This is a genomic window from Streptomyces sp. NPDC020983 (genome assembly GCF_044333485.1).
Taxonomy (GTDB): domain Bacteria; phylum Actinomycetota; class Actinomycetes; order Streptomycetales; family Streptomycetaceae; genus Actinacidiphila.
The window spans coordinates 70890-92894 of record NZ_JBIRRA010000009.1; the positions used below are offsets into that span (position 1 = coordinate 70890).

General features: G+C 74.2%; 22 protein-coding genes. 10 read left to right on the forward strand and 12 right to left on the reverse strand.

The genetic code is table 11. The features are described from left to right. Window positions 1-3: 3 nt before the first annotated feature. From ACH4SE_RS21345 to ACH4SE_RS21360, 4 genes are read right to left on the reverse strand one after another with little or no spacing between them, the layout of a single operon-like run. Window positions 4-471 (reverse strand): MaoC family dehydratase, encoded by a 468-nt coding sequence (locus ACH4SE_RS21345; RefSeq protein WP_398544985.1) that lies wholly within the window; start codon window positions 469-471, stop codon window positions 4-6. Between the two features lie 32 nt (window positions 472-503). Then, the gene (locus ACH4SE_RS21350; RefSeq protein WP_398544986.1) at window positions 504-1997 is read right to left on the reverse strand and encodes a long-chain fatty acid--CoA ligase; all 1494 of its coding nucleotides are present in this window, start codon (window positions 1995-1997) and stop codon (window positions 504-506) included. Window positions 1998-2016: 19 nt separating this feature from the next. Next, window positions 2017-2886 (reverse strand): amidohydrolase family protein, encoded by an 870-nt coding sequence (locus tag ACH4SE_RS21355; protein WP_398545259.1) that lies wholly within the window; start codon window positions 2884-2886, stop codon window positions 2017-2019. A 14-nt stretch (window positions 2887-2900) separates the two neighbouring features. Beyond that, complete coding sequence (locus ACH4SE_RS21360; RefSeq protein ID WP_398544987.1) at window positions 2901-3848, reverse strand: SDR family NAD(P)-dependent oxidoreductase; 948 nt, start codon at window positions 3846-3848, stop codon at window positions 2901-2903. A 76-nt stretch (window positions 3849-3924) separates the two neighbouring features. On the opposite strand from ACH4SE_RS21360, the gene ACH4SE_RS21365 reads away from it, so the two are divergent. The 5 genes from ACH4SE_RS21365 to ACH4SE_RS21385 all read left to right on the forward strand — a co-directional run bounded on the left by ACH4SE_RS21365 (window position 3925) and on the right by ACH4SE_RS21385 (window position 7394). Further along, window positions 3925-4383 (forward strand): MarR family winged helix-turn-helix transcriptional regulator, encoded by a 459-nt coding sequence (locus tag ACH4SE_RS21365; RefSeq protein WP_398544988.1) that lies wholly within the window; start codon window positions 3925-3927, stop codon window positions 4381-4383. Between the two features lie 15 nt (window positions 4384-4398). After that, the gene (locus ACH4SE_RS21370; RefSeq protein WP_398544989.1) at window positions 4399-5163 is read left to right on the forward strand and encodes an IclR family transcriptional regulator; all 765 of its coding nucleotides are present in this window, start codon (window positions 4399-4401) and stop codon (window positions 5161-5163) included. 113 nt (window positions 5164-5276) lie between these two features. After that, window positions 5277-6290, forward strand: coding sequence for a Rieske 2Fe-2S domain-containing protein (locus ACH4SE_RS21375; protein ID WP_398544990.1), 1014 nt, complete (start codon window positions 5277-5279; stop codon window positions 6288-6290). Then, window positions 6287-6481: a hypothetical protein gene (locus tag ACH4SE_RS21380; RefSeq protein ID WP_398544991.1), complete on the forward strand. Its 195-nt coding sequence runs from the start codon at window positions 6287-6289 to the stop codon at window positions 6479-6481. Before ACH4SE_RS21375 ends, ACH4SE_RS21380 begins: the two co-directional genes overlap by 4 nt. Further along, complete coding sequence (locus ACH4SE_RS21385) at window positions 6465-7394, forward strand: PDR/VanB family oxidoreductase (RefSeq protein WP_398544992.1); 930 nt, start codon at window positions 6465-6467, stop codon at window positions 7392-7394. Before ACH4SE_RS21380 ends, ACH4SE_RS21385 begins: the two co-directional genes overlap by 17 nt. A gap of 7 nt (window positions 7395-7401) precedes the next feature. Here ACH4SE_RS21385 and ACH4SE_RS21390 read toward each other — a convergent pair whose 3' ends face one another. From ACH4SE_RS21390 to ACH4SE_RS21420, 7 genes are all read right to left on the reverse strand, one after another. Then, window positions 7402-8604, reverse strand: coding sequence for a 4-hydroxybenzoate 3-monooxygenase (locus tag ACH4SE_RS21390; protein ID WP_398544993.1), 1203 nt, complete (start codon window positions 8602-8604; stop codon window positions 7402-7404). Next, window positions 8601-9728 carry a 3-oxoadipate enol-lactonase gene (gene pcaD, locus ACH4SE_RS21395; RefSeq protein WP_398544994.1) on the reverse strand — a complete coding sequence of 376 codons (1128 nt, stop codon included), beginning with the start codon at window positions 9726-9728 and terminating at the stop codon, window positions 8601-8603. Before pcaD ends, ACH4SE_RS21390 begins: the two co-directional genes overlap by 4 nt. Then, entirely contained in the window at window positions 9725-11104 is a 1380-nt protein-coding gene (gene pcaB, locus ACH4SE_RS21400) for a 3-carboxy-cis,cis-muconate cycloisomerase (RefSeq protein ID WP_398544995.1), read from the reverse strand. The genes pcaD and pcaB overlap by 4 nt, the downstream gene beginning before the upstream one ends. Then, the gene (gene pcaG / locus ACH4SE_RS21405) at window positions 11082-11645 is read right to left on the reverse strand and encodes a protocatechuate 3,4-dioxygenase subunit alpha (RefSeq protein ID WP_398544996.1); all 564 of its coding nucleotides are present in this window, start codon (window positions 11643-11645) and stop codon (window positions 11082-11084) included. The genes pcaB and pcaG overlap by 23 nt, the downstream gene beginning before the upstream one ends. Further along, complete coding sequence (pcaH, locus tag ACH4SE_RS21410; protein WP_398544997.1) at window positions 11642-12382, reverse strand: protocatechuate 3,4-dioxygenase subunit beta; 741 nt, start codon at window positions 12380-12382, stop codon at window positions 11642-11644. Before pcaH ends, pcaG begins: the two co-directional genes overlap by 4 nt. A gap of 80 nt (window positions 12383-12462) precedes the next feature. Then, window positions 12463-13116: a 3-oxoacid CoA-transferase subunit B gene (locus ACH4SE_RS21415; RefSeq protein ID WP_398544998.1), complete on the reverse strand. Its 654-nt coding sequence runs from the start codon at window positions 13114-13116 to the stop codon at window positions 12463-12465. Beyond that, window positions 13116-13871, reverse strand: coding sequence for a CoA transferase subunit A (locus ACH4SE_RS21420; protein WP_398544999.1), 756 nt, complete (start codon window positions 13869-13871; stop codon window positions 13116-13118). Before ACH4SE_RS21420 ends, ACH4SE_RS21415 begins: the two co-directional genes overlap by 1 nt. Before the next feature lie 149 nt (window positions 13872-14020). On the opposite strand from ACH4SE_RS21420, the gene ACH4SE_RS21425 reads away from it, so the two are divergent. The 4 genes from ACH4SE_RS21425 (at window position 14021) to ACH4SE_RS21440 (ending at window position 19627) form a co-directional block, all read left to right on the forward strand. After that, on the forward strand, window positions 14021-15661 hold the full coding sequence (locus tag ACH4SE_RS21425) for an IclR family transcriptional regulator C-terminal domain-containing protein (protein ID WP_398545000.1): 1641 nt from the start codon (window positions 14021-14023) through the stop codon (window positions 15659-15661). A gap of 74 nt (window positions 15662-15735) precedes the next feature. Next, window positions 15736-16575, forward strand: a complete 840-nt coding sequence (locus tag ACH4SE_RS21430; RefSeq protein ID WP_398545001.1) for a PaaX family transcriptional regulator C-terminal domain-containing protein — start codon at window positions 15736-15738, stop codon at window positions 16573-16575. Between the two features lie 92 nt (window positions 16576-16667). Further along, window positions 16668-18035, forward strand: a complete 1368-nt coding sequence (locus ACH4SE_RS21435) for an alpha/beta hydrolase (protein WP_398545002.1) — start codon at window positions 16668-16670, stop codon at window positions 18033-18035. A gap of 14 nt (window positions 18036-18049) precedes the next feature. Beyond that, window positions 18050-19627: an MFS transporter gene (locus tag ACH4SE_RS21440; protein ID WP_398545003.1), complete on the forward strand. Its 1578-nt coding sequence runs from the start codon at window positions 18050-18052 to the stop codon at window positions 19625-19627. A gap of 29 nt (window positions 19628-19656) precedes the next feature. Here the strand turns inward: ACH4SE_RS21440 and ACH4SE_RS21445 are convergent, their stop codons facing one another. After that, window positions 19657-20148, reverse strand: coding sequence for a MarR family winged helix-turn-helix transcriptional regulator (locus ACH4SE_RS21445; RefSeq protein ID WP_398545004.1), 492 nt, complete (start codon window positions 20146-20148; stop codon window positions 19657-19659). 259 nt (window positions 20149-20407) lie between these two features. Between ACH4SE_RS21445 and ACH4SE_RS21450 the strand changes: the two genes are divergently transcribed. Beyond that, window positions 20408-21877, forward strand: a complete 1470-nt coding sequence (locus ACH4SE_RS21450) for a PHB depolymerase family esterase (RefSeq protein ID WP_398545005.1) — start codon at window positions 20408-20410, stop codon at window positions 21875-21877. The last annotated feature ends 128 nt before the right edge of the window (window positions 21878-22005 follow it).

Below are 22005 nucleotides of genomic sequence, written 5' to 3' on the forward strand. Positions count from 1 at the left end.
GGGTCAGGCGTAGAACCTGGACAGGCTCTGCAGTACCGCCGCGGGCTTGGCGCCGCCCTCGATCTCGACGGTGCCGTCCACGGTGATCTGGAGCCCCCCGGGGACGTCCACGGCCTCCGACAGGCGCGCGGCCAGCCGAAGACGGGATCCGACGCGGACCGGCGCGGGGAAACGGACCTTGTTGAGGCCGTAGTTGACCTTCGTACTGACGCCCTCGACCTCCAGCAGAGCCGTGAACAGCGGGATGAACAGGGACAACGTCAGGTACCCGTGGGCGATCGGGGCACCGAAGGGGCCCGCGGCGGCGCGCTCGGTGTCCGTGTGGATCCACTGGTGGTCGCCGGTCGCGTCGGCGAAGCCGTTGATCCGCTCCTGGGTGACCTCGATCCAGTCGCTGGTTCCCAGATCGGTGCCGGCGAGCGCCTTGAGTTCGTCCAGTCCCCGGACGGTGATGGTGGAGGCCGTGGTCATGAGGGGCGGTCCCTGCCTTTCGGTGGTGGGGGTCATGCGCCGTGCGGCTGCTGCTCCTCGCGCAGCCGGCGCTTGAGGATCTTTCCCGAGGCGGTGCGCGGGAGGCTGTCGACCAGCTCCACGGATGCGGGGATCTTGTACTTGGCGAGCCTGCCGCTCAGCGCGGCCAGCAGGTCGCCGGGGACGAGCGCGACGTCCTCCGCCGGGACGACGAAGGCCCGCCCGACCTCCCCCCAGCGCGGGTCGGGGACGCCGACGACCGCGCACTCGGCGACGCCGGGCAGGGTGCACAGGACGTCCTCGACCTCCGCCGGGTAGACGTTCTCCCCGCCCGATATGTACATGTCCTTGATCCGGTCGGCGATCGTGACGTACCCGTCCGCGTCCACCCGGGCCGCGTCGCCGGTGCGGAACCAGCCGTCGCGGAAGGCGGCGGCGGTCTCCTCCGGCAGGCCCCAGTAGCCGGGCCCGACGTGCGGACCGCGGACGGCCACCTCCCCCAGCTCGCCGACCGCGACCGGCGCCCCGTCGGGTCCGAGGACACGGACGTCGCTGAAGAAGTGCGGGACACCGGCCGAGCCGGCCTTGCTGACGGCGTGCTCGGCGTCGAGGAAGAGGGCGCCGGGGGCCGCCTCGGTCATGCCGTACCCCTGGAGGAAGGTGAGGCCGCGCCGCTGGTACGTGTGGATCAGCGAGGTCGGCACCGGTGCTCCGCCGCAGGTGAGCAGGCGGACCGAGGAGAGGTCCGCGCGCGCCCAGCCGGGTTGGCGCGCGATGCGGTCGAACATGGTGGGGACACCGAACATGAAGCTGATCCGGTGCCTCTCGATCAGTTCCAGGGTGGCCGCCGGGTCGAAGGACTCGGCCAGGACGCAGGTGCCGCCCTTGAGCAGGACGGGGAGGGTGAGCATGTTGAGCCCGGCCATGTGGAAGAGCGGCGCGCAGACCAGCGCCCGCTCGTCGGCGGTGAGGTCGTGGTCGATCAGGACGTTGACGGCGTTCCAGACGAGGTTGCCGTGCGCGAGCACGGCGCCCTTGGGGCGGCCGGTGGTCCCCGAGGTGTACATGATGAGGCAGAGCTCGTCGGGCGTGACGGTCTCGTCGATCGGCTCGGCGGACGAGGCGGCGAGCAGGTCCTCGTAGGCCGGGCCGACGTCGACGGAAGTCGGGAAGCCCGCGGGGACGAGCCCGGCGCACGAGGGACTGTGGAGCAGGACGCGCGCGCCGCTGTCCTGGAGCTGGGAGGCGATCTCGGCGGAGGCCAGGCGTGTGTTGAGGGGGACGAAGACCGCGCCGAGGACACCGGTGGCGAAGAGCGTCTCCAGGTAGGCGGGGTGGTTGGGTCCCAGATAGGCGACACGGTCGCCGCGCCGGACTCCCGCGGCGCGCAGCGCGTGCGCCAGGCGGGTGGTGCGTTCGTGCAGGTCCGCATAGCTGAGACTGCGGTCGCCGTGCACGAGTGCGGCACGGTGCGGGGTCTTGCGTGCCCTGCGGGCGGGCCAGGAACCGATGCCCTCGTTGCGCATGTGAGGCTCCTTCAGGATGTCAGGAAGTGAGTCCCAGCAGCCGAGCGGCGTTGGACTTGAGGATCTTGGGCTTCACGCTCTCCTTGACGGGCAGCTTGTCGAAGTCGGCGAGCCAGCGGTCCGGGGTCAGTACCGGGTAGTCCGACCCGAAGAGGACCTTGTCCTGGAGCAGCGTGTTGGCGTAGTGGACGAGTTGCGGCGGGAAGTACTTGGGCGACCAGCCCGAGAGGTCGATGTGCACGCCGGGTTTGTGGGTGGCGACCGCGAGCGCCTCGTCCTGCCAGGGGAAGGACGGGTGCGCGAGGATGATCTTCAGGTGCGGGAAGTCGGCGGCGACGTCGTCCACGTCCATCGGGTTGGAGTACTTCAGCCGGATGCCGCCACCGCCGGGGACGCCCGCGCCGATGCCGGTCTGGCCGGTGTGGAAGAGGGCGACGGTGCCGGTCTCCTCGATGACCTCGTAGAGTCCGTACGCCATCCGGTCGTTGGGGTGGAAGCCCTGGATGCTGGGATGGAACTTGAACCCGCGCACCCCGTACTCCTCGACCAGCCGTCGTGCCCGCGCGACACCCGCCCTGCCCCGGAAGGGGTCGACGGAGGCGAAGGGGATGAGGACGTCGGGGTTGGCGGCGGCCGCCTCGGCCACCTCCTCGTTGGGGACGGGCGGGGTGCCCGTGGCGTGTTCGGCGTCGACGGTGAAGACGACGGCGGCCATGTTCCGCGCGCGGTAGTAGGCGGCCATCTCGGGGAGGGTCGGCTTGCGGTTGCCCTCGACCTTGAAGTAGGCCTCGGAGGCGGCGCCGAGTTCGGCGGACAGTGACGCATCCCCCCGCGAGGAGACCTCGGCGTGGGTGTGGACGTCGATGGCCGTCAGCTTCTCGGGGTCGATGGGAAGGGCGCCCTTCACGCGTCCTCCCCCTCGGGGATGCGCGGCGCGGGGATACCCACCGACTGCGGCTCGCGGCCGACGGAGCCGTGCCAGCCGTCGGCGAGTGTCCGCGGGGTCCAGCCGCCCTCCGCGTAGGCGACGGCGACCTCCTGCGGGTGCGACCACAGCGTGAGCCGGTCGCCGCCGATGCCTATGCACTGGCCGGTGATGTCACGGGCGGCGTCGGAGGCGAGGAAGGGCAGCAGTGCGGCGCAGTCCTCGGGGGTGCCGAAGCCCTCCCCCTTGCGCAGGAAGTCGGGCAGCGGCTGTCCCTGCCGCAGCCGAGCGACGTAGGGCGCGAAGGCGGGGATGGTCTCGGTCATGGCGGTGGCGGCCACCGGCACGATCGCGTTGACGGTGACGGCGGAGCGGGCCAGCTCCATGGACCAGGTGCGGACCATCGCGGCGATCCCCGCCTTGGCGGCGGCGTAGTTGGTCTGGCCGAAGTTCCCGCGCTGTCCTGCCGGGGAGCCGACCAGGACGAGGGTGCCGCCGTCGCCCTGCTCGCGCATCCGGACCGCCGCGGCGCGGGCGCATGTGAAGGTGCCGCGCAGGTGGGTGCCGATCACCGCGTCGAAGTCGTCGTCGGTCATCTTCCACAGCACCCGGTCGCGCAGGATGCCGGCGTTGGTGACCATGACGTCGAGGCGGCCGAACTCGCCGACGGCGCGGCCGACGAGCCGGTCGGCGGCCTCGCTGCCGCCGACGGCGACGGCCTCGGCGACGGCTCTGCCGCCGGCCCGGGTGATGGTCCCGGCGGCCTGCTCGGCGACCTCCTCGTCGAGGTCGTTGACGACGACGGCGGCGCCCGCGGCGGCGAGTGCGGTGGCGTAGGCGAGGCCGAGGCCCCGTCCGCTGCCGGTGACGACGGCAACCTTGCCGGTGAGGTCGGGGAACGCGTGGGAAGTGGGTTCAGCGCTCATGGAGACAGAAGCTAGGAGCAATCATTGTTACTGTCAATGATTGTTCTCGACCGTCGTTCTGGGAGATGATGCAGGCATGAGCGACGCACCCTGGATGCGCGGCCTGCACGCCGATACCGGATACCTGCTGTACCGACTGGGCCTGCGGTCCGGCAGCCTGTTCAACGCCCGCCTGGGGCAGTACGGGCTCCGGCTGCGGCACTACGCCGTGCTGCGCTACCTCTCGATCGTCGAGGGCGCCCGGCAGCGGGAGCTGAGCGACCAGCTCGGGTACGACCCGAGTGCCATCGTCAGCCTCGTCGACGACCTGCAGCGGCTCGGCCTGGCCGAGCGCCGTCCGGACCCGGCCGACCGGCGCAACCGGATCGTCGTGCTCACGGCGGCCGGGCAGCAGTTGCTGCCGCAGAGCGAGCAGGACGGCGCCCGGGTCACCGACGACCTGCTGGCCCCTCTGGACGCGGAGGAGCGCCGGACCCTGCACACCCTGCTGCTGCGGATCGCCGAGCCGGCGGAGCCCGCGGCCGCCGGTGACTGACGGGCCGCCCGGCCCGTGCCCGGCTCCCCCGCCGCCCGCTCGGCGGCAGACCGCCTGCTCGACGTGCTCGGCGCCTTCGGGCAGGCGCACCCCGTCCTGACGCTGACCCAGATCGCCCGGCGCGCCGGCCTCCCGCTGCCCACCGCGCACCGGCTGGTCGGCGTGCTCACCGGCTGGGGCGCGCTCGAACGCGCGGAGGACGGCCGCTACCAGGTGGGCCTGCGGTTGTGGGAGGTCGCCGCGCTGGCTCCCCGCGGGGTGGGCCTGTGGCAGGCGGCGATGCCCTTCCTGGAGGACCTGTACGAGGCCACCCACGAGAACGTGCAGCTCGCGGTGCGCGACGGCATGGAGGTCGTCTACACCGAGCGCATATCGGGCCGCTCGGCCGTCGGTGTCCACAGCCGGGTCGGCGCCCGCTGGCCGCTGCACGCCACCGGCGTGGGGCTGGTGCTCCTCGCCCACGCGGACGCCGCCCTGCAGGACCGCTACTGCGCGGGCGAGCTGGCCGCGTTCACCCCCTACACCGTCACCGACCCCGTGCGCCTGCGCCGGATGCTGGCCGACGTACGGCGCACCGGGTGCGCGGTGAGCGACCGGCAGATCACCGAGGACGCGCTGTCGGTGGCCGCGCCGGTACGCGGTGCCCGCGGCCGGGTGGTCGCCGCCGTCTCGGTCGTCGTACCGGTCGCGGGCACGCGGGCCCCCGCGCTGGTCCCCGTCGTCCGGGTCGCCGGCCGGGGCATCTCCCGGGCGCTGGGCTGGCAGCCGGAGGCGGAGTGAGCCCGGCTTCCACCCCGCGGAAGTCCCGTTGCCCGCGGCCGGGCGGTGTCAGGAACCTGTCCCCCACGCGGAGGAGCACCGGCGCTCCGCCGCAGAAGGAGGGGACTCCTGCCATGACCACGCACTCGGCTTTCGCCCGCGACCAGTGGTACGTCGCCGCCTGGGCCTCCGAGGTCGGCCGCGGCCTGCTGGCGCGCACCGTCCTGGGCGAACCGCTCGCCCTGTACCGCACGCAGGAGGGCGAACCCGTCGCCCTCGCGGACCGCTGCGTGCACCGCCGGTTCCCGCTGTCCGCGAGCCGCCTCGACGGCGACAGGGTGGTCTGCGGCTACCACGGCTTCACCTACGACACCACGGGGACCTGCGTCTTCGTGCCCGGTCAGAAGCGCGTCCCGCGCACCGCGAGGGTCGCTTCCTACCCGGTGGCGGAGGTCGATTCCCTCGTCTGGGTCTGGATCGGCGACCCGGAGGCGGCCGACCCCGCCACGATCCCGCGCGCCCCGCACCTGGCGGACGGGGGCTGGGTCACCGTCACCGGCATGGAACCCGTCGACTGCGACTACGGCCTGCTCGTCGACAACCTGATGGACCTCTCGCACGAGACGTACCTGCACGGCGGCTACATCGGCACCCCGGAGGTCGCCGAGACCCCCATCACCACCGAGGTGGACGAGGAGGCGGGCGTCGTCCGCGTCTCCCGGCACATGCCCGACGCCGAGTGCCCGCCCTTCTACGCGCGGTCGACCGGCATCGAGGGCCGCATCCAGCGGCTCCAGGACATCGAGTACTTCGCCCCCTGCCTCTACCTGCTGCACAGCACGATCAGCCCCACGGGGCAGGACGCCCCCCGGTTCCGCACCGAGATCACGTACGCGATCACGCCCTCGGCACCCGGCAGGGTCTACGACTTCTGGGCCGTCTCGCGGAACTTCGCGGTCGGCGACGACGAGGTGACCACCTTCCTGCGCGACTTCAACCACACCGTGGTGATGCAGGACGTGGACGCCCTCAACCTGCTGCAGCGCTGCCTGGACACCGAGCCGGAGGGCTACCAGGAGCTCAGCATCAACATCGACACCGGCGGTCTGGCCGCGCGGCGCATCCTGGCCCGGCTGGCCGCGCGATGAGTACGCAGCGGCCTTCCGCGGGCGCCGCGGTCCTGCGCGTCCGCTGGCTGCCCGGCACCGACGTCCTGCAGGGCACCTGCCACTGCGGCGCCCGGAACGAGTGCCGGGGTCCCGCCGAGATGTGGGACTGGCTGCTCGCCCACCCCGACCACCCCGCACCAGAGGACCACGCCGGTGAACGACACGCTTGACCTCGTCGTCGCCGGCCGCCGCGCGGAGGCGGCCGGCGTGGTGTCCCTGACGCTGCGCCGCCCCGGCGGCGGGGCGCTGCCGGACTGGCGGCCCGGCGCCCACGTGGACCTGCTGCTGGCCGAGGGGCTGGAGCGGCAGTACTCGCTGTGCGGCCCGCCCGGCGCCGAACACTGGCGGATCGCCGTCCTGCGCGAGGCGGACGGCCGCGGCGGCTCGGACTTCGTGCACCGCTCGCTCACCCCCGGCACCCCGGTCCGGGTGCGCGGCCCGCGGAACCACTTCCCGCTGGAGCCCGCCCCGGCCCACCGCTTCGTCGCGGGCGGTATCGGCATCACCCCGATCCTCCCCATGCTGGACGCCGCCGGTGCCTCCTCCTCCGACTGGTCCCTGCTGTACGGGGGGCGTTCCAGGGCCTCGATGGCCTTCGCGGAGGAGCTGGCCGCACGCCACCCCGCAGAGCGCGTCACCCTCACCACGGGCCGGCTCGACCTGGACGGCCACCTCGCGAACCTGCGGCCGGGCGAACTCGTCTACGCGTGCGGCCCGGCGTCGCTGCTCGAAGCCGTCCGGTCCCGTGTCCCGGCGTCCGTCCTGCGTCTGGAGCGCTTCACCGCGGCACCTGCCGCCCCACCGGACGGCGCGCCGTTCGAGGTGGAACTGGCGCGGTCGGGACGGGTGCTGACGGTCCCGCCCGGCTTGAGCATCCTGCAGGCGGTGCGGCAGGCGGGCCTCGACGTCCTCTACTCCTGCACGGAGGGCACCTGCGGCACCTGCGAGACCGACCTCCTGGCCGGTGAGGCCGACCACCGCGACAGCGTGCTCACCGAGGCGGAACGCGCCGCCGGCGAGACGCTGATGATCTGCGTCTCGCGCTGCCGCACACCGGGCGGGCGGCTGGTCCTGGACCTGTGAGCAACGGTCAGCCCACCGGCCCGCCCGCGTAGTTCTCGGCCAGCTCGGCCGCGGCGTGCGGGGAGGCCGCGATGCGCTCCAGCTGGGAGAGCTGCAGCCGGGTGTCGAACGCGGACTGGCCGGGCGCGGTGTGCAGGGTGGTCGTCATGAACCAGGAGAAGTGCTCGGCACGCCACACCCGCCGCAGGCAGGTGTCGGAGTAGGCGTCCAGGCCCGCGGTGGAACCGGTCCTCGCCAGCTGCCCGAAGGCGCGGGCCAGCACGACGACGTCGGAGGCGGCGAGGTTCAGCCCCTTGGCCCCCGTGGGCGGAACGATGTGCGCGGCGTCCCCCGCGAGCAGCACCCGGCCCCAGCGCATCGGCTCGGTGACGACGCTGCGCATCGGGAGCACGGACCTCTGCGTGATCGGGCCCCTGGCGAGGCTCCAGTCCCCGTCGACGGCGAGGCGGGCGTCGAGCTCGTCCCAGATCCGCCCGTCCGTCCAGGCGGAGGGATCGGTGCCGTCGGGCACCTGGAGGTAGAGCCGGCTGACGGCCGGGGAGCGCATGCTGAGCAGCGCGAAGCCGCGGGGCGAGTGCGCGTAGACCAGCTCGTGGTGGGAGGGTGCGACGTCGGCGAGTACGCCCAGCCACGAGTAGGGGTAGGTCCGTTCGAAGGTGCTCAGCGCGCCGTCCGGTACGCCCCTGCGGGTGACGCCGTGGAAGCCGTCGCAGCCGACGACCCAGTCGCAGGCGAGGGTGTGCTCCCTTCCGCCGCGGGTGTAGCGCACGAGCGGCCGGCCGGTGCCGGCGCCCGTCACCGCGGAGACCGGGGAGTCGAACAGCAGGGGTGGCCCCTCGTTCAGCTGGAGCGCGACGAGGTCCTTGACGACCTCGGTCTGCGCGTAGACCCAGACCCTGCGCCCGCCGGTGAGCGAGGGGAAGTCCACGCGGTGGCGGCGCCCGCCCCAGCGCAGTTCCACGCCGTCGTGGGGCATGCCCTCGCGGTCGAGACGTTCACCGGCGCCGGCGGCACGCAGCGCGTCGACGGTGCCCTGCTCCAGGATGCCGGCGCGCTGGCGCCGTTCGACGTAGCCGCGGCTGCGGGACTCCAGCACCACGCAGTCGACACCCGCCAGGTGGAGCAGGCGCGCGAGCAGGAGTCCCGCGGGGCCGGCGCCCACGATGCCGACGGTGGTGCGGGCGGGGGGCGGTCCGGGGGTCACGGTCATGCGGAGGCCTCCTCCTCGAGGATGCGGTCGGCGATGGCGAAGGCCGTGTTGGCGGCGGGCACGCCGCAGTAGACGGCGGACTGGAGCAGGACCTCCTGGATCTCCTCGCGGCTGAGCCCGTTGGTGCGCGCGGCTCGGATGTGCATCGCGAGTTCCTCGTGGTGGCCGCGGGCGATCAGCGCGGTGATGGTGATGCAGCTGCGGGTCCGCCGGTCCAGGCCGGGGCGGGTCCAGATCTCGCCCCAGGCGTAACGGGTGATCAGGTCCTGGAAGGGGGCGGTGAAGGACGTGGTGGCGGCGGCCGCGCGGTCGACGTGGGCGTCCCCCAGCACCGCGCGGCGGACGGCGGCGCCGCCGGTCTCGGCGCCCGGGCCGAGGTGGCCGAGCAGCGCGTGCAGCACCCGCTGCGGCTGCTGCACGGGGGCGAGGTGGGCGGCGCCGCTGATCTCGACGAGGCCGGCCCCGCTGATGCCGTCGGCCAGCTCGCGGGCGTGGACCGGCGGTGTGGCGGTGTCCTGGCGCCCGGCGACGACGAGGGTCGGCGCCTCGACACGGGAGAGCTCGGCCCGCAGGTCGAAGGCGGCCAGGGCCTCGCAGCAGGCGGCGTAGCCCTGCGGGTCGACGGCCCGGTGGTCCGCGACCAGGGCGCGGGCGGCGTCAGCGGACTCGAATCCGGGGGTGAACCAGCGGCCGGGAGCGGTGGCGGCGAGACCTTCCACCCCTTCCTCGCGTACCCGCCGGGCGCGCTCCCGCCAGCCCTCGGGTTCGCCGAACCGCGCCGAGGAGCAGACGACGGCGAGCGACGCGACCCGCTCGGGCCGGTGGACGGCGAGCCAGGTGCCGACCGCACCGCCGAGCGAGACCCCGGCGTAGTCGAAGCGCCGCACGCCGAGGGAGTCGGCGAGTTCGAGCACGAGAGCGGCGAGGCCCGCCACGGTCGGCTCCCGCAGCACCGCGGCGGGGGTGCCGCCGTGACCGGGGAGGTCGTAGCGGACCACGCGGCGTCCACGGGCGAGCGCGGGCACCTGCGCGTCCCACAGCCGCAGGCTGGTGCCGAGGGAGGGGCCGAGGACGAGGACGGGGGCGTCCGCGGGGCCGTCGGTGGTGTGGTGCACGGGCGTCATCGGTCCCCCCGGGGGTGCTGGGCCCGCGCGGCGCGCAGGGCGCGGTCGGTCAGTTCGGCTGCCGCCCCCACGTACCGGGCGGGGTCGAGGAGCCGGCCCAGTTCCTCCCGTCCGACCACGCCGCGCAGCTCCGGCTGCTCCGCGAGCACCTCCCGGAGCGGCCTGCCGCCGGCGGCGGCCGTGGCGCAGGCGCGGGTGAGAAGGCGGCGGGCGGGGCCGCGGCCCAAGGAGGGCCCGAAGGCCGCGACGAGGCGTTCGGACACCACCAGGCCCCCCGTCAGGTCGAGGTTCTCGCGCATCCGGCGCTCGTGGACCCGCAGCCCCGCCGCCATCCGCGCGGTGTCCCGGGCGGCGCCGCCGGCCAGTCGCAGTGCCTCGCGCAGGGTCTGCCACTCGGCGTGCCAGGCGCCGGCGGGCCGTTCGTCCTCGGCCGCCATGGCGGCGAACAGCACCGCGGCGTGCTGCGGGAGCCGGCGCCCCGCCGCGGCGACGAGCGCGGCCCGTACCGGATTGGCCTTGTGCGGCATGGCGGAGGAGCCCCCGCCGCCGCTCTCCGCGAGTTCGCCGATCTCGGTACGGGAGAGCACCAGCACATCGGCGGCGATCTTCGCCAGCGCGCCGCCGACGAGGGCCAGGGCGGCCCCCAGTTCCGCGACCGGGGTGCGCAGGACGTGCCAGGGCAGCAGCGGCTCGTCGAGGCGGGTCTGTGCCGCGTACCCGGCCAGGAGCCCGACCCGGCCGTCGAGCGCGGCCAGCGTGCCCGCGGCGCCGCCGAGTTGGACGGGCAGCGCGAGGGCGGCGAGGCGGTCGCGGGCGGCCAGGACCAGGCTGAGCCAGCCCGCGGCCTTGAGGCCGAAGGTGGTCGGCACGGCGTGCTGGGTGAGCGTACGGCCGGGCATCACCGTGCCGCGGTGCTCGGCCGCGAGCCGGGCCAGGGCGGCCGCGGTGGCGTCGAGGTCGGCCAGGACGAGCGCGCGGGCCCGGCCGGCGACCAGCATCAGAGCGGTGTCGAGGATGTCCTGGCTGGTGGCGCCCCGGTGGACCCACCGGGCCGCCTCCTCGCCGACCGCCGCGGTGAGGTCGGCGACGAGGGGGATCACCGGGTTTCCGCCCTCACGTGCGCGGACGGCGAGGCTGCGCGCGTCGAACCGCTCCGCCCTGGCCGCCGCGTCGACCTCGGCGCAGACCGCCGGAGGGGCGCCGAGCGCGCGGGTGAGCGCGGCCTCGGCGTCGAGCACGGCCTGGAGCACGGCGCGGTCGCCGGTCGCGGCCTCCACCGGGGAGTCCGCCCACCCGGGGGCCAGCAGCCCGGTGTCGGCGCCGTCGTCGTCCGCCGGGGCGCCGCGCCGGGGGTCAGCGGGATCGGTCGAAGTCAAGGAAGACCGTCTCCTCCGCGTCGCTCCCCTGGATCCTGATGTCGAAACGGTGGACGCCCGCGCTCTCCTCGCGGGCGACCAGCGTCGCGCGCCGCCGCGCGGGCAGGGCGGCGAGCAGCGCGTCGTCCTCGTGGCCGGGGAAGTAGGCGCGGGTGTGGAGGTGGTGCAGCAGGCCGCGGGCGAAGACGGCGACCGAGAGGTAGGGGGCGTCCGGCGGCGGGGGGAGCGTGCGCACGACGTAGTGCCCGTCGGCGTCGGTGGGCACCCGTCCGAAGCCGGTGAAGACGAGTCCGTCGCGGCCGACGACGGCGCCGCCGGCGGGATCGCGGCGCAGGGAGCCGGGGGCTCCCGTCCGCCGGCCGTCCGGTCCGGCCTGCCAGAACTCCAGCAGCGCGTCGGGGACCGGCTCCCCCGCCCCGTCCCGGACGACGCCGTGGACGGTGACGGTGCGGGGGTCGCCCGCGGGGGCGATCTCACCGCCCCTGGCGAAGGGCAGCGCGTAGCCGTAGAAGGGGCCCACGGTCTGGGAGGGCGTGATCACTGCTCTTCGTCCCCTTCCGTCCAGGTTGCCGACGGCCCGTCGAGCACGATGTCCCACCGGTAGCCGAGCGAGAACTCGGGCTCGGACAGCTCGTGGACGTACTCGGCGACGAGCCGGTCCCGCGCGGCCGCGTCCGTGACGGACCGCAGGATCGGGTCGTGGCGGAAGAGCGGGTCGCCGGGGAAGTACATCTGGGTGACCAGGCGCTGTGCGAAGGCCGTGCCGAACACGGAGAAGTGGATGTGCGCCGGACGCCAGGCGTTGAGGTGGTTGCGCCACGGGTAGGCCCCGGGCTTGACGGTGGTGAACCGGTAGCCGCCCCGGTCGTCGGTGAGGCACCGTCCGACTCCGGTGAAATTCGGGTCCAGCGGGGCCGGGTGCCGGTCGCGCCGGTGGGCGTAGCGGCCGGAGGCGTTGGCCTGCCATATCTCGACCAGCTGCCCGCGTACGGGACGGCCCCGGCGGTCGAGTACGCGCCCGCTCACGGTGATGCGCTCGCCCAGCGGCTCGCCCGCGTGGTGGCGGGTCAGGTCGGCGTCCAGGTCGATGACGTCGCTGACGCCGAAGACCGGGCCGGTCAGTTCCACGGCCTCCGGGTCCCGGACGGCGACGAGCGGCTGCGTGGGGTGGCGCAGCACGCTGCTGCGGTAGGGGGCGTAGTCACGGGAGGGGTGGGGGCCGCCGCTGCCGGAGAGGGCGGCCATCTCCGCGTCGACGGCCTTCTGGTCGGGTGTCATGCCTGGCTCCATGGGTGTCGGCGCTCCGGGAAGGGGGACGCTCCGTGGCCGGCGCCCGTGCGCGCCCCGGACGGTGCCGCTCACAGGGCGGCCCGCGTGCCCTCGGGGACGGTGAGCCGCGCTCCGGTGCGTTCGCGCAGCTCCTCCAGGCCGACGCCCGGGGCGCGTTCGACGAGGAGCAGCCCGCCGGCTGTGACGTCGAGGACACCGAGATCGGTGATGACGCGCTGGACGCAGGCCCTGCCGGTGAGCGGCAGGGTGCAGTCGGTGACGATCTTCGGGCTGCCGTCCCGGGCGTTGTGCTCCATCACCACGACGACCCTGCGGGCGCCGTGCACGAGGTCCATGGCCCCGCCCATGCCCTTGACCGTCTTTCCGGGGACGGCCCAGTTCGCCAGGTCGCCGCGCTCGGAGACCTGCATGGCCCCGAGGACGGCGACGTCGATGTGGCCGCCGCGGATCATGCCGAAGGAGAGCGCGGAGTCGAAGAAGGACGCGCCGGGGAGGACGGTGACGGTCTCCTTGCCCGCGTTGATCAGGTCGGGATCGACCCGGTCCTCGGACGGGTAGGGGCCGACGCCGAGTATGCCGTTCTCCGACTGGAGCACGACGTCGACGCCCTCGGGAAGGAAGTTGGGTATCAGCGTCGGCAGGCCGATACCGAGGTTGACGTAGGAGCCGTCGGGGAGTTCGCGTGCCGCGCGCGCGGCCATGTCGGCGCGGGTCCAGGGCATCAGGCGCTCACCGTGCGCCGCTCGACCCGCTTGTCGGCGGCCTGGGCGGGGGTCAGCGCGACCACGCGCTGCACGAAGACCCCGGGCACGTGCACCTGGTCGGGGTCGATCTCCCCGGGTTCCACGAGCTGTTCGACCTCGGCGACGGTGATCCGCCCCGCCATGGCGGCGAGGGGGTTGAAGTTGCGGCCGGCCTTGCCGAAGACGAGGTTGCCGTGCCGGTCGCCCCTGGCGGCCCTGACGAGGGCGAAGTCGGTGGTGATCGCGCGTTCGAGCACGTACTCGCGGCCGTCGTAGGCCCGTACCTCCTTGGCGGGCGAGGCCACGGCCACGGACCCGTCGGCGGCGTAGCGCCACGGCAGCCCGCCGTCGGCCACCAGGGTGCCGACGCCGGCCGGGGTGAAGAAGGCGGGGATGCCGGCGCCCCCCGCACGCAGCCGCTCGGCGAGGCTGCCCTGCGGGGTCAGCTCCAGCTCCAGCTCGCCGGAGAGGTACTGGCGGGCGAACTCCTCGTTCCGGCCGACGTAGGAGCCGGTGACCCGGACGATCCGGCGCGCCGCGAGCAGGATCCCGAGCCCGCCGCCGTCCACCCCGCAGTTGTTGGACACCACGCTGAGCCGGCGGGCCCCCTGCCGGAAGAGCGCCTCGATCAGCACGTCGGGCACGCCGCTGAGTCCGAAGCCGCCCACGGCCAGCGAGGAGCCGTCGGCGACGTCGGCCACCGCCTCCTCGGCCGAACGAACCACTTTGTCCATGCGCTCATCCACTCAATAGTGTTCGCCTGATGAACTTTTGTTCGCAACGAGTGGGGGGAGTTTCCGCCCGGCCGCCGCCGGCTGTCAACAGCGGGCCGGGCGCGGCGAACGGGTACGGTGTGCCGCACCCGCCCGTCCCAGGAGGTCAGATGCCGTCCACCGGCCGCGCCGAGGCGCCCGTCGGCCCCCTGGAGCGCGGACTCGCCGTGCTCCGCGTGCTGGCACGGGCGCCGGGCGGACGGCTGCGCGCGAGCGAGGTGGCCAGGGCGACGGGGCTGGCCCGCTCCCCCGTGGACCGCGTCGCCACCACCCTGGCCCGGCTGGGCCACCTCCGTACGGAGGGACGCGAACTCGTCCTCGCACCGCGGCTGATGACCCTCGGCGCGGCCTATCTGCGGTCCCGCCGGGTCCCGGACGCGCTCGGCCCGCCCGCCGCCGAGTTGGCGGAGGAGCTGGACGAGTCGGTCTCCCTCGCCGTGCCGGACGGTGACGCCGTGCGCTTCGTGGCGCAGCACACCCGGCGCCGGGCGCTCTCGGTCTCCTTCCGGGTCGGGGACGTGCTGCCCGCCGAACGGTGCGCGCCCGGCCCGCTCTTCGCCGCGGGCTGGCCTCCGCAGCAGTGGGCGGCCTGGCGGGAGCGGTCGGCGGCCGATCCCCGGGACGAGGGCTTTCCCGCCGCTCCGCGGCTGTACGGGGCCCACCCCGGAGAGGACCGGTTCTCCGCGCTGGCCGCGACCGCCGCCGCGCAGGGCTGGGCGGTGGACGACCAGCTCATCGAGCCCGGCCTGGTGGCGGTGGCCGTGCCGGTCCGCGATCCGGGCGGCAGGGTCCTGTGCGCGCTGAGCGTCGTCAGCCACACGAGCCGGCACTCGGCCGAGGGCCTGCGGACGTTCGCGCTGGACGCGATGCGCCGCACGGCCGGCCGGATGACGGCCGCCCTCGGGTCGGCGCCCGCCGCCCTGCCCGGGACGGCCGCGCCGGACGGCACCGCCGACGCCAAGCGGGAGCTGGGCCCGGAGTACCTCCAGTCCCTCGCCCGCGGGCTCGCCGTGCTGGGCTGCCTCGGCGACGTCCCCGGGGGCATGCCGCTCGCCGCGGTGGCCCGGTCCGCAGGACTGGCCAGGGCCACCGCGCGCCGCTCGCTGCTGACGCTCCAGCAACTCGGCTACGTGGCCTTCGACGAGGGAGTGTTCACGCCCCTGCCCCGGGTGCTCGACCTCGGCTACCGGCTGCTGTCCGGCCTCTCCCTCGGTGAGATCGCCGCCCCGCACCTGGCGGCGCTGGTGCAGCAGGTGCACGAGTCCGCCTCCGTGGCGGTCCTCGACGGGACGGACATCCGCTACGTCGGCCGGGTGGCGTCGCACCGGATCATGAGCGTCAGCATCGCGCCGGGGACCCGCTTCCCCGCGCACGCGACCTCGATGGGCCGGGTGCTGCTGGCCGGGCTGGCGCCCGCCGAGAGGGCGCGGTGGCTCTCGGGGGCGGACCTCCCGCAGCTCACCCGCTTCACGCTGACCGATCGCGGCCGCCTGGCGGCGGTGCTCGACCGCACCGCCGAGGACGGGTACGCGCTGGTGGACCAGGAACTGGAGGAGGGGCTGCGCTCGGTGGCCGTGCCGGTGCGGGACCGGGAGGGACGCGTGGTCGCCGCGGCGAACGTCTCCCTGCACGCCGGGCGCACCTCCGCCGAGGAGGCCCGGGCGGTCGTCCTGCCCGCACTGCGCCGGGCAGCCGCACGGATCGGCGCCGATCTCGCGGTGGTGGCCGGGGACGGGCCCGGCCGCCTCTGACGACCGTCCAATTCGAGACGACCGTCACAGAAGCGCCGTACATCACTGCGCGCGTCCTCCCACGGCTCTACGCTGTGCCCGTGACCAGTGCCGACGCCCCTCTCGACGCGCCCGAGCCGCGCACCCAGTCCCTCATGCTGTCCTTCTTCGGCATCCACCTGCTCGGGCGGCCGCTGGCGGTCTCCTCCGGCAGCGTCATCGCCGTGCTCGAGGAGACCGGCGTCAGCGAGGAGGCCGTGCGCACGACGCTCAACCGCATGGTCAAGCGGGGCCTGCTGGAGCGGCACCGGCAGGGCCGCAGGACGTACTTCGGCCTCACCGCGCACGCGGCCCAGGTGCTGGCGGACGGCCGGGACCGGGTGTGGCGCACCGGCGCGGTCAACCGCGACTGGGACGGGCAGTGGACCATGGTCGGCTTCTCGCTCCCCGAGGCCTGGCGCCGGGAGCGCCACGACCTGCGCTCCCGGCTGATCTGGGCCGGCTTCGGCCCGCTGCAGAACGGGCTGTGGGTGGCCGCGGCGCCGGTCGACGTGCGCGAGGCGGTGTCGGGGCTGGGTCTCGACGCGTACCTGCGGGTGTTCCGGGCCACCGTGGCGTCGCCGACCGAGGTCCGCGAAGTGCTGGAGCAGGCCTTCGACATCGCCGCGATCGGCGCCCGTTACCGCTCCTTCCTCGACCGCTGGGACCGCACCGACCCCGTGCCGGGCTCCCCGAGCGAGCTGGCCGGGCAACTGCTCCTGCACACCGACTGGCTGGGGTTGGTGCGCCAGGACCCGCACCTGCCCGCCGAGCACCTGCCGGCGGACTGGCCCGCCGCGCGGGCCGAGGCCGTCTTCCGGGGCCTCGCCCGGCGCTGGGAACGCCCGGCCGCGCAGGCCGCCGCGCAGTTGCTCGACACGCTCGACCTCGACTGACCAATCCTCGTCACTGCATTGACGGCAGTCACGGAGCAGACCTACATTCGTCGCACTTCGGCACGCTCCCCCACCCGAAATGCGGAGTACCCATGCCTCGTCTGCCCTCCCGCGCGCTCGCCGCGGGGTGCGCGGCCCTCCTGCTCTCGCTCGCCGTCCCGGCCGCCGCAGCCCGCGCGGCGAGCGGGACCCACACCTCCGGCGGCCGGCTGTCGGGCACCCTCGCCGACGGCGCCACCTGGACCGCGGACGTCCCCGCCCGGTGGAACGGCACCGTCCTGCTCTTCAGCCACGGCTTCGGCTCGCTCGCCCCCGCCGACGCGCCGAGCGACGCGGCCGGGGCGGAACTGCTCGCCGAGGGCTACGCCCTGGCCGGCTCCTCCTACGACCCGCACGGCTCGCTGTGGGCCCTGGACTCCGCCGAGCGGGACCAGCTCGCGACGCTCGACGCGTTCAGGACGCAGGTCGGCGAACCGGACAGGGTCGTCTCCGTCGGCCAGTCGATGGGTGGCCTGGTCAACGCCCAGCTGGCGAGGGACGGTGCGGGCAGGATCGACGGCGCGCTGAACCTGTGCGGTCTTGTCGCGGGCGGCGTCGACCTCGACAACTACCAGCTGGACGCCGAGTACACGCTGGCCACCCTCTTCGACCCCGCCGACGCCGACCGCCTGGTCGGCTTCGGCAGCGCCGACGACGCCAACGCCCTCGCCGGCCGGCTCACCGCCGCCGTCACCGCCGCCCAGCAGACCGCCTCGGGACGCGCCCGGATCGCCCTGGCCGCGGCCTACCTCAACCTCGCCGACTGGGCGCCGGGCGAGTCCGCCCCGCGCGCCACCGACTACGCCGGCCAGGAGGAGCAGCAGTACGAGTGGATCGCCCAGGGCCTGCTGTACTTCCTCGTCCCGGCCCGCCTGTCGGTGGAGCAGTCGGCCGGCGGCAACACCTCCTGGAACAAGGGCGTCGACTACGCCGCGCTGCTGCACCGGTCGGCCCACGCCCCGCAGGTCGCGGCGCTGTACCGGGCGGCCGGCCTCGACCTGCACGCCGACCTCGCCGCGCTGACCCGGGGTGCGCACACCACCGCCGACCCGGCCGCCGTCGCGGCCCTGGAGCGGACCTCGACCGCCGGCCAGGGACTGGCCGTTCCGCTGCTCGACGTGCACACCACCGCGGACCAGCTCGTCCCCGTCGAGCAGGAGGCCGCCTTCGCCCAGCGGGTGCGCGCGGCCGGCGACTCGCACCTGCTGCGCCAGGCCTACGTCGCCCGGCAGGGCCACTGCAACATCACCACCGCCGAGACGGTCGCCTCCCTGCACGCGCTGGAGCAGCGGCTGGACACCGGCCGCTGGGGCACCGCGGCCACGCCCGAACGCCTCCAGCGCACCGCCACCGGGCTGGACCTCGACGGCGCCGCCTTCGTCCGTTACCGCCCCGACGCCCTCTCCGGCGTCCGGCGCTGATCCCGGGAGCCCACGTGTCGACGACGACCGACGCCGCATCCAAGACCTCCACCTCGGGCCCCGGACTGAGCACGGGCACGCTGGTCGCCGGGCTGCTGGCGGTCTGCCTGGCCCAGATCGGCCTGGCCATACCGGCCACCCTCAACGGGCTCTTCCAGAGCGACCTGCATCCGGTCGGCTCCCAGCTGACCTGGATATCGGACGCCTTCCTGCTCCCCGTCGCCGTGCTGGAGCTCACCTTCGGCCTGCTGGGCGACCTGTTCGGGCGCAAGCGGCTGCTGGTCGGCGGCGCCGCGCTGCTCGCCGTGGGCGAGCTGGTCAGCACCACGTCCGGCGGCATCCACCAGCTGTGGGTCGGGCAGGCGCTCGCCGGGCTCGGCGCCGCGGCGCTCTTCCCGACCTCGCTGGCGGTCCTCGCCGCGGGCGCCACCTCCCGCACCCAGCGGGCCCGGGTGATCGCCATGTGGGCGGCACTGCTGTCCACCGGCGGTTTCCTCGCTCCGCTGCTCGGCGGCATCACCGCGACGTACGGGTCGTGGCGCTGGTCCTTCGCCGTCGTCACGGCGCTCGGGGCGGTCAGCGCGGCGGTCAGCGCCCGGTTCGCGGTCACCTCCCGTGCCCCGGAGGGCCGTTCGCTGGACCTCGCCGGCCAGGTCACCATCGGCCTCGGTCTGTTCGCACTGCTCTACGCGATCATCCAGGGCCCGGAGGACGGCTGGGGTTCGCCGTCGATCGTCGTCGCCTTCGTGCTGGCGGCCGTCTTCCTGGCCGCCTTCGTCCTCGCCGAACTGCGCGCCGCCTCCCCCCTGCTGCGACTGGACCTGTTCCGCAACCGGTCCTTCGCAGTCGCCTCCGTGGTGGCCGTGGTCGGCATGTTCGCCTTCCTCGGCACCGCCTACGCGGTCAGCATCCGGCTGGGCCCCGTCCAGGACCAGAAGCCGATGCGCACCGCCATGGCGTTCCTGCTGCTCAACGGCATCGCCCTGGTCATGCTGCCGCTGACGGAGCGGCTGCTGAGGACCGTGGCTCCGCGGCTGCTGCTGGTGTCGGGCCTGGCCCTGATGGCGGCGGGCGACTACTGGGCGGCTACCCTGCCGGCCACCGACCGGGCCTTCCTCTCGCTGATCGTGCCGCTGGGGCTGGTCGGCCTGGGCTTCGCGGTCACCGTCTCGTCGATCACGGCCACCGCCGTCACCACGGTGCCGGCGCACCTGGCGGGCATGGCGAGCGCGACGACGAACCTGCTGCGCGACTTCGGATTCACCCTCGGGCCCGCCGTCATCGGCGCGGTCGCCCTGAGCCGGGCGTCGCACACCTTCTCCTCGTCGCTCCACGACTCCGCGCTCCCCGAGGCGCTCAAGGGCGCGGGATCCGAAGTGCTGGCGGAGGGCGGCCCGCTCGCGGTCAACGGTGCCTCCGCGGCCAGTCCGAAGCTGTCCGGCCTGCACCCGATGGCCCTGGACGCCCTGGGCCACGGGTACGCGATCGGCTTCGTGGTCTGCGGCTCGGCGGCGCTCTTCTCCGCCCTGCTGGCAGTGGTCGCCCTGCGGGGCCGGTCGGCCGACGGGGAGGAGGCGGAGAGCCTCGGCTGACAGCGGGCCGGGCACCCGCGCCGGACCGGCTACGGCAGATCCGCCGTGCGTTCCGTCTCCGGCTCGGGGTGCAGGGCCCGTGCGCATTCGGCCAGGTGGTCGGCGAGCGCCTGGCGGTTCTGCTCCTCCAGCGCGGCGAGCATCACCTGCTCGATCTCGTCGAGTGCCCGGTCGCAGCGGCGCAGCGTCGCCAGGCCCGCGCGGGTGAGGCGCACCCGCAGGACGCGGCCGCCCCGGGGGTCCGGCCGGCGGAGCACCAGGCCGCGCCGTTCGAGATCGCGGACGACCAGGTTCATGGCCTGTGCGCTGACGAAGGCGATACGCGCCAGCTGCGCCGAGGACGGCCCGTCGCGCAGGCGCAGTTCGCTCAGGGCCATGTACTCGGTGGTGGTGACACCGTGCCGGGCCAGCGCGTCGTCCAGGCGCCCCCGGATGCGCCGCTCCAGCCGGAACACCAGATAGCTCAGGCGCGGCGTCGCCGCCCCGGGGCGAGCGGCCGCGCCGGCGCGTGATGTGGTCACGGCCGAACGATACCCGCCCGCCGCCCGCCCGGCGGTGGGCACCCGCCCGCCGAGTACGTATCAAGGTCGTTGATAACAAGCAGCTTGATAACAAGTAGATTGACAACGTGGCGCAAAACGCCTCTCCATCCGGCTGATCATCTTCTCCCCGGCGCAAGGACGTTGACGCCACGTCAGCCGGACAGCATCCTTCCCATGACGGATGCCGATGTGCTCGGACCCACCCCCGGCATCCCGGTCCCCCCACACAGGAGAAACGATGAGACGGATCTCTAAGGCGCTGGCCGCCGTCTGCGCAGCAGCCGCGTTCACCGCCCTGACCCTGTTCCTCGGGCTCACCTCCCCCGCCTCCGCGGCGAGCCTGACCCAGGTGACCAACTTCGGCAACAACCCCGGCGGCGCGCAGATGTACGTCTACGTGCCCGACACACATCCGGCCAACCCGGCGATCCTGCTCGCCCTGCACGGCTGCGGCGGCTCGGGACCGGGCTTCTACTCGGGCAGCGAGTTCGCGTCGCTGGCCGACCGCTACGGCTTCATCGTCATCTACCCCAGCGCCCAGCAGGAGGCCGGGTTCGGCAAGTGCTGGGACACCTGGTCGGCCGCGGCCAAGGTGCGCGGCGGCGGGAGCGACCCGGTCTCGCTCGTGTCGATGATCACCTATGCCGAGCAGACCTACCACGGCGACGCCAACCGGGTGTACGTCACCGGCTCGTCGTCGGGCGGCATGATGACCGACGAGATGCTCACGCTGTACCCGGACGTCTTCAAGGCAGGGGCGGCCTACATGGGCGTGCCGTTCAACTGCTTCGCCGACGCGGCCGACTACCCGCCGGGCACCAGCAAGTGCACCAGCGGCACCATGGTCCGCACCCCGCAGCAGTGGGGTGACGCGGTCCGGGCGGCCTACCCCGGCTACAGCGGCGCGCGCCCGCCGATTCAGTTGTGGCACGGCACCGCGGACACCCTCGTGCCGTACCAGCTGCTGCAAGAGGACATCAAGCAGTGGACCAACGTCTTCGGGCTGAGCCAGACCCCCACCTCCACCGACACCCCGCAGTCCGGCTGGAACCGCAGCCGTTTCACCGACTCCTCGGGCAGGGTCGACGTCGAGGCGTACAGCATCCAGGGCGCCGGCCACGTCCTGCCCCAGACCGGCATGGCCGCCTACGCCATCCACTTCTTCGGCCTCGACGGCACGAGCGGCACGACCGGCGGCACGTCGACCGGCACCACGACCGGCACGACCTCGGGCACCACGACCGGCACCACGACCGGGACGAGCACCGGCACCACGACCGGGACGAGCACGGGCACCACGTCGGGCACGACGACCGGCACCACGACCGGGACGAGCACGGGCACCACGACCGGGACGACCTCGGGTACGAGCACGGGCACCACGACCGGCACGACCGGGGGGAGCACCGGCAAGGGCTGCACGGCCACGTACAGGACGGTCAACTCGTGGCAGGGCGGCTTCCAGTCCGAGGTCACCGTGACCAACTCCGGCAGCTCGGCGATCTCCGGCTGGAAGGTCTCCTGGACCGAGCCCTCCGGGAGCGCGATCACCCAGATGTGGAACGCGACCGGCAGCGGCACCTCCGGCGCGGTCACGGCCACCAACGTCTCCTACAACGGCGCCCTCGGCGCGGGAGCGGCCACCACCTTCGGCTTCACCGGCAGCGGCTCCGCGCCCAGCCCCACCCTGACGTGCGCCGCCGCCTGACGCACGGCGGCGGGAGGCGTACGCCACGGCCGCACCGGGACGCGCGGGCCGGGTAGGGCACCGGGCACCGGGGCGGCGAAGCGGCTGGAACGGTCCTGCGGGACCGTTCCAGCCGTTCGTGCGTTCAG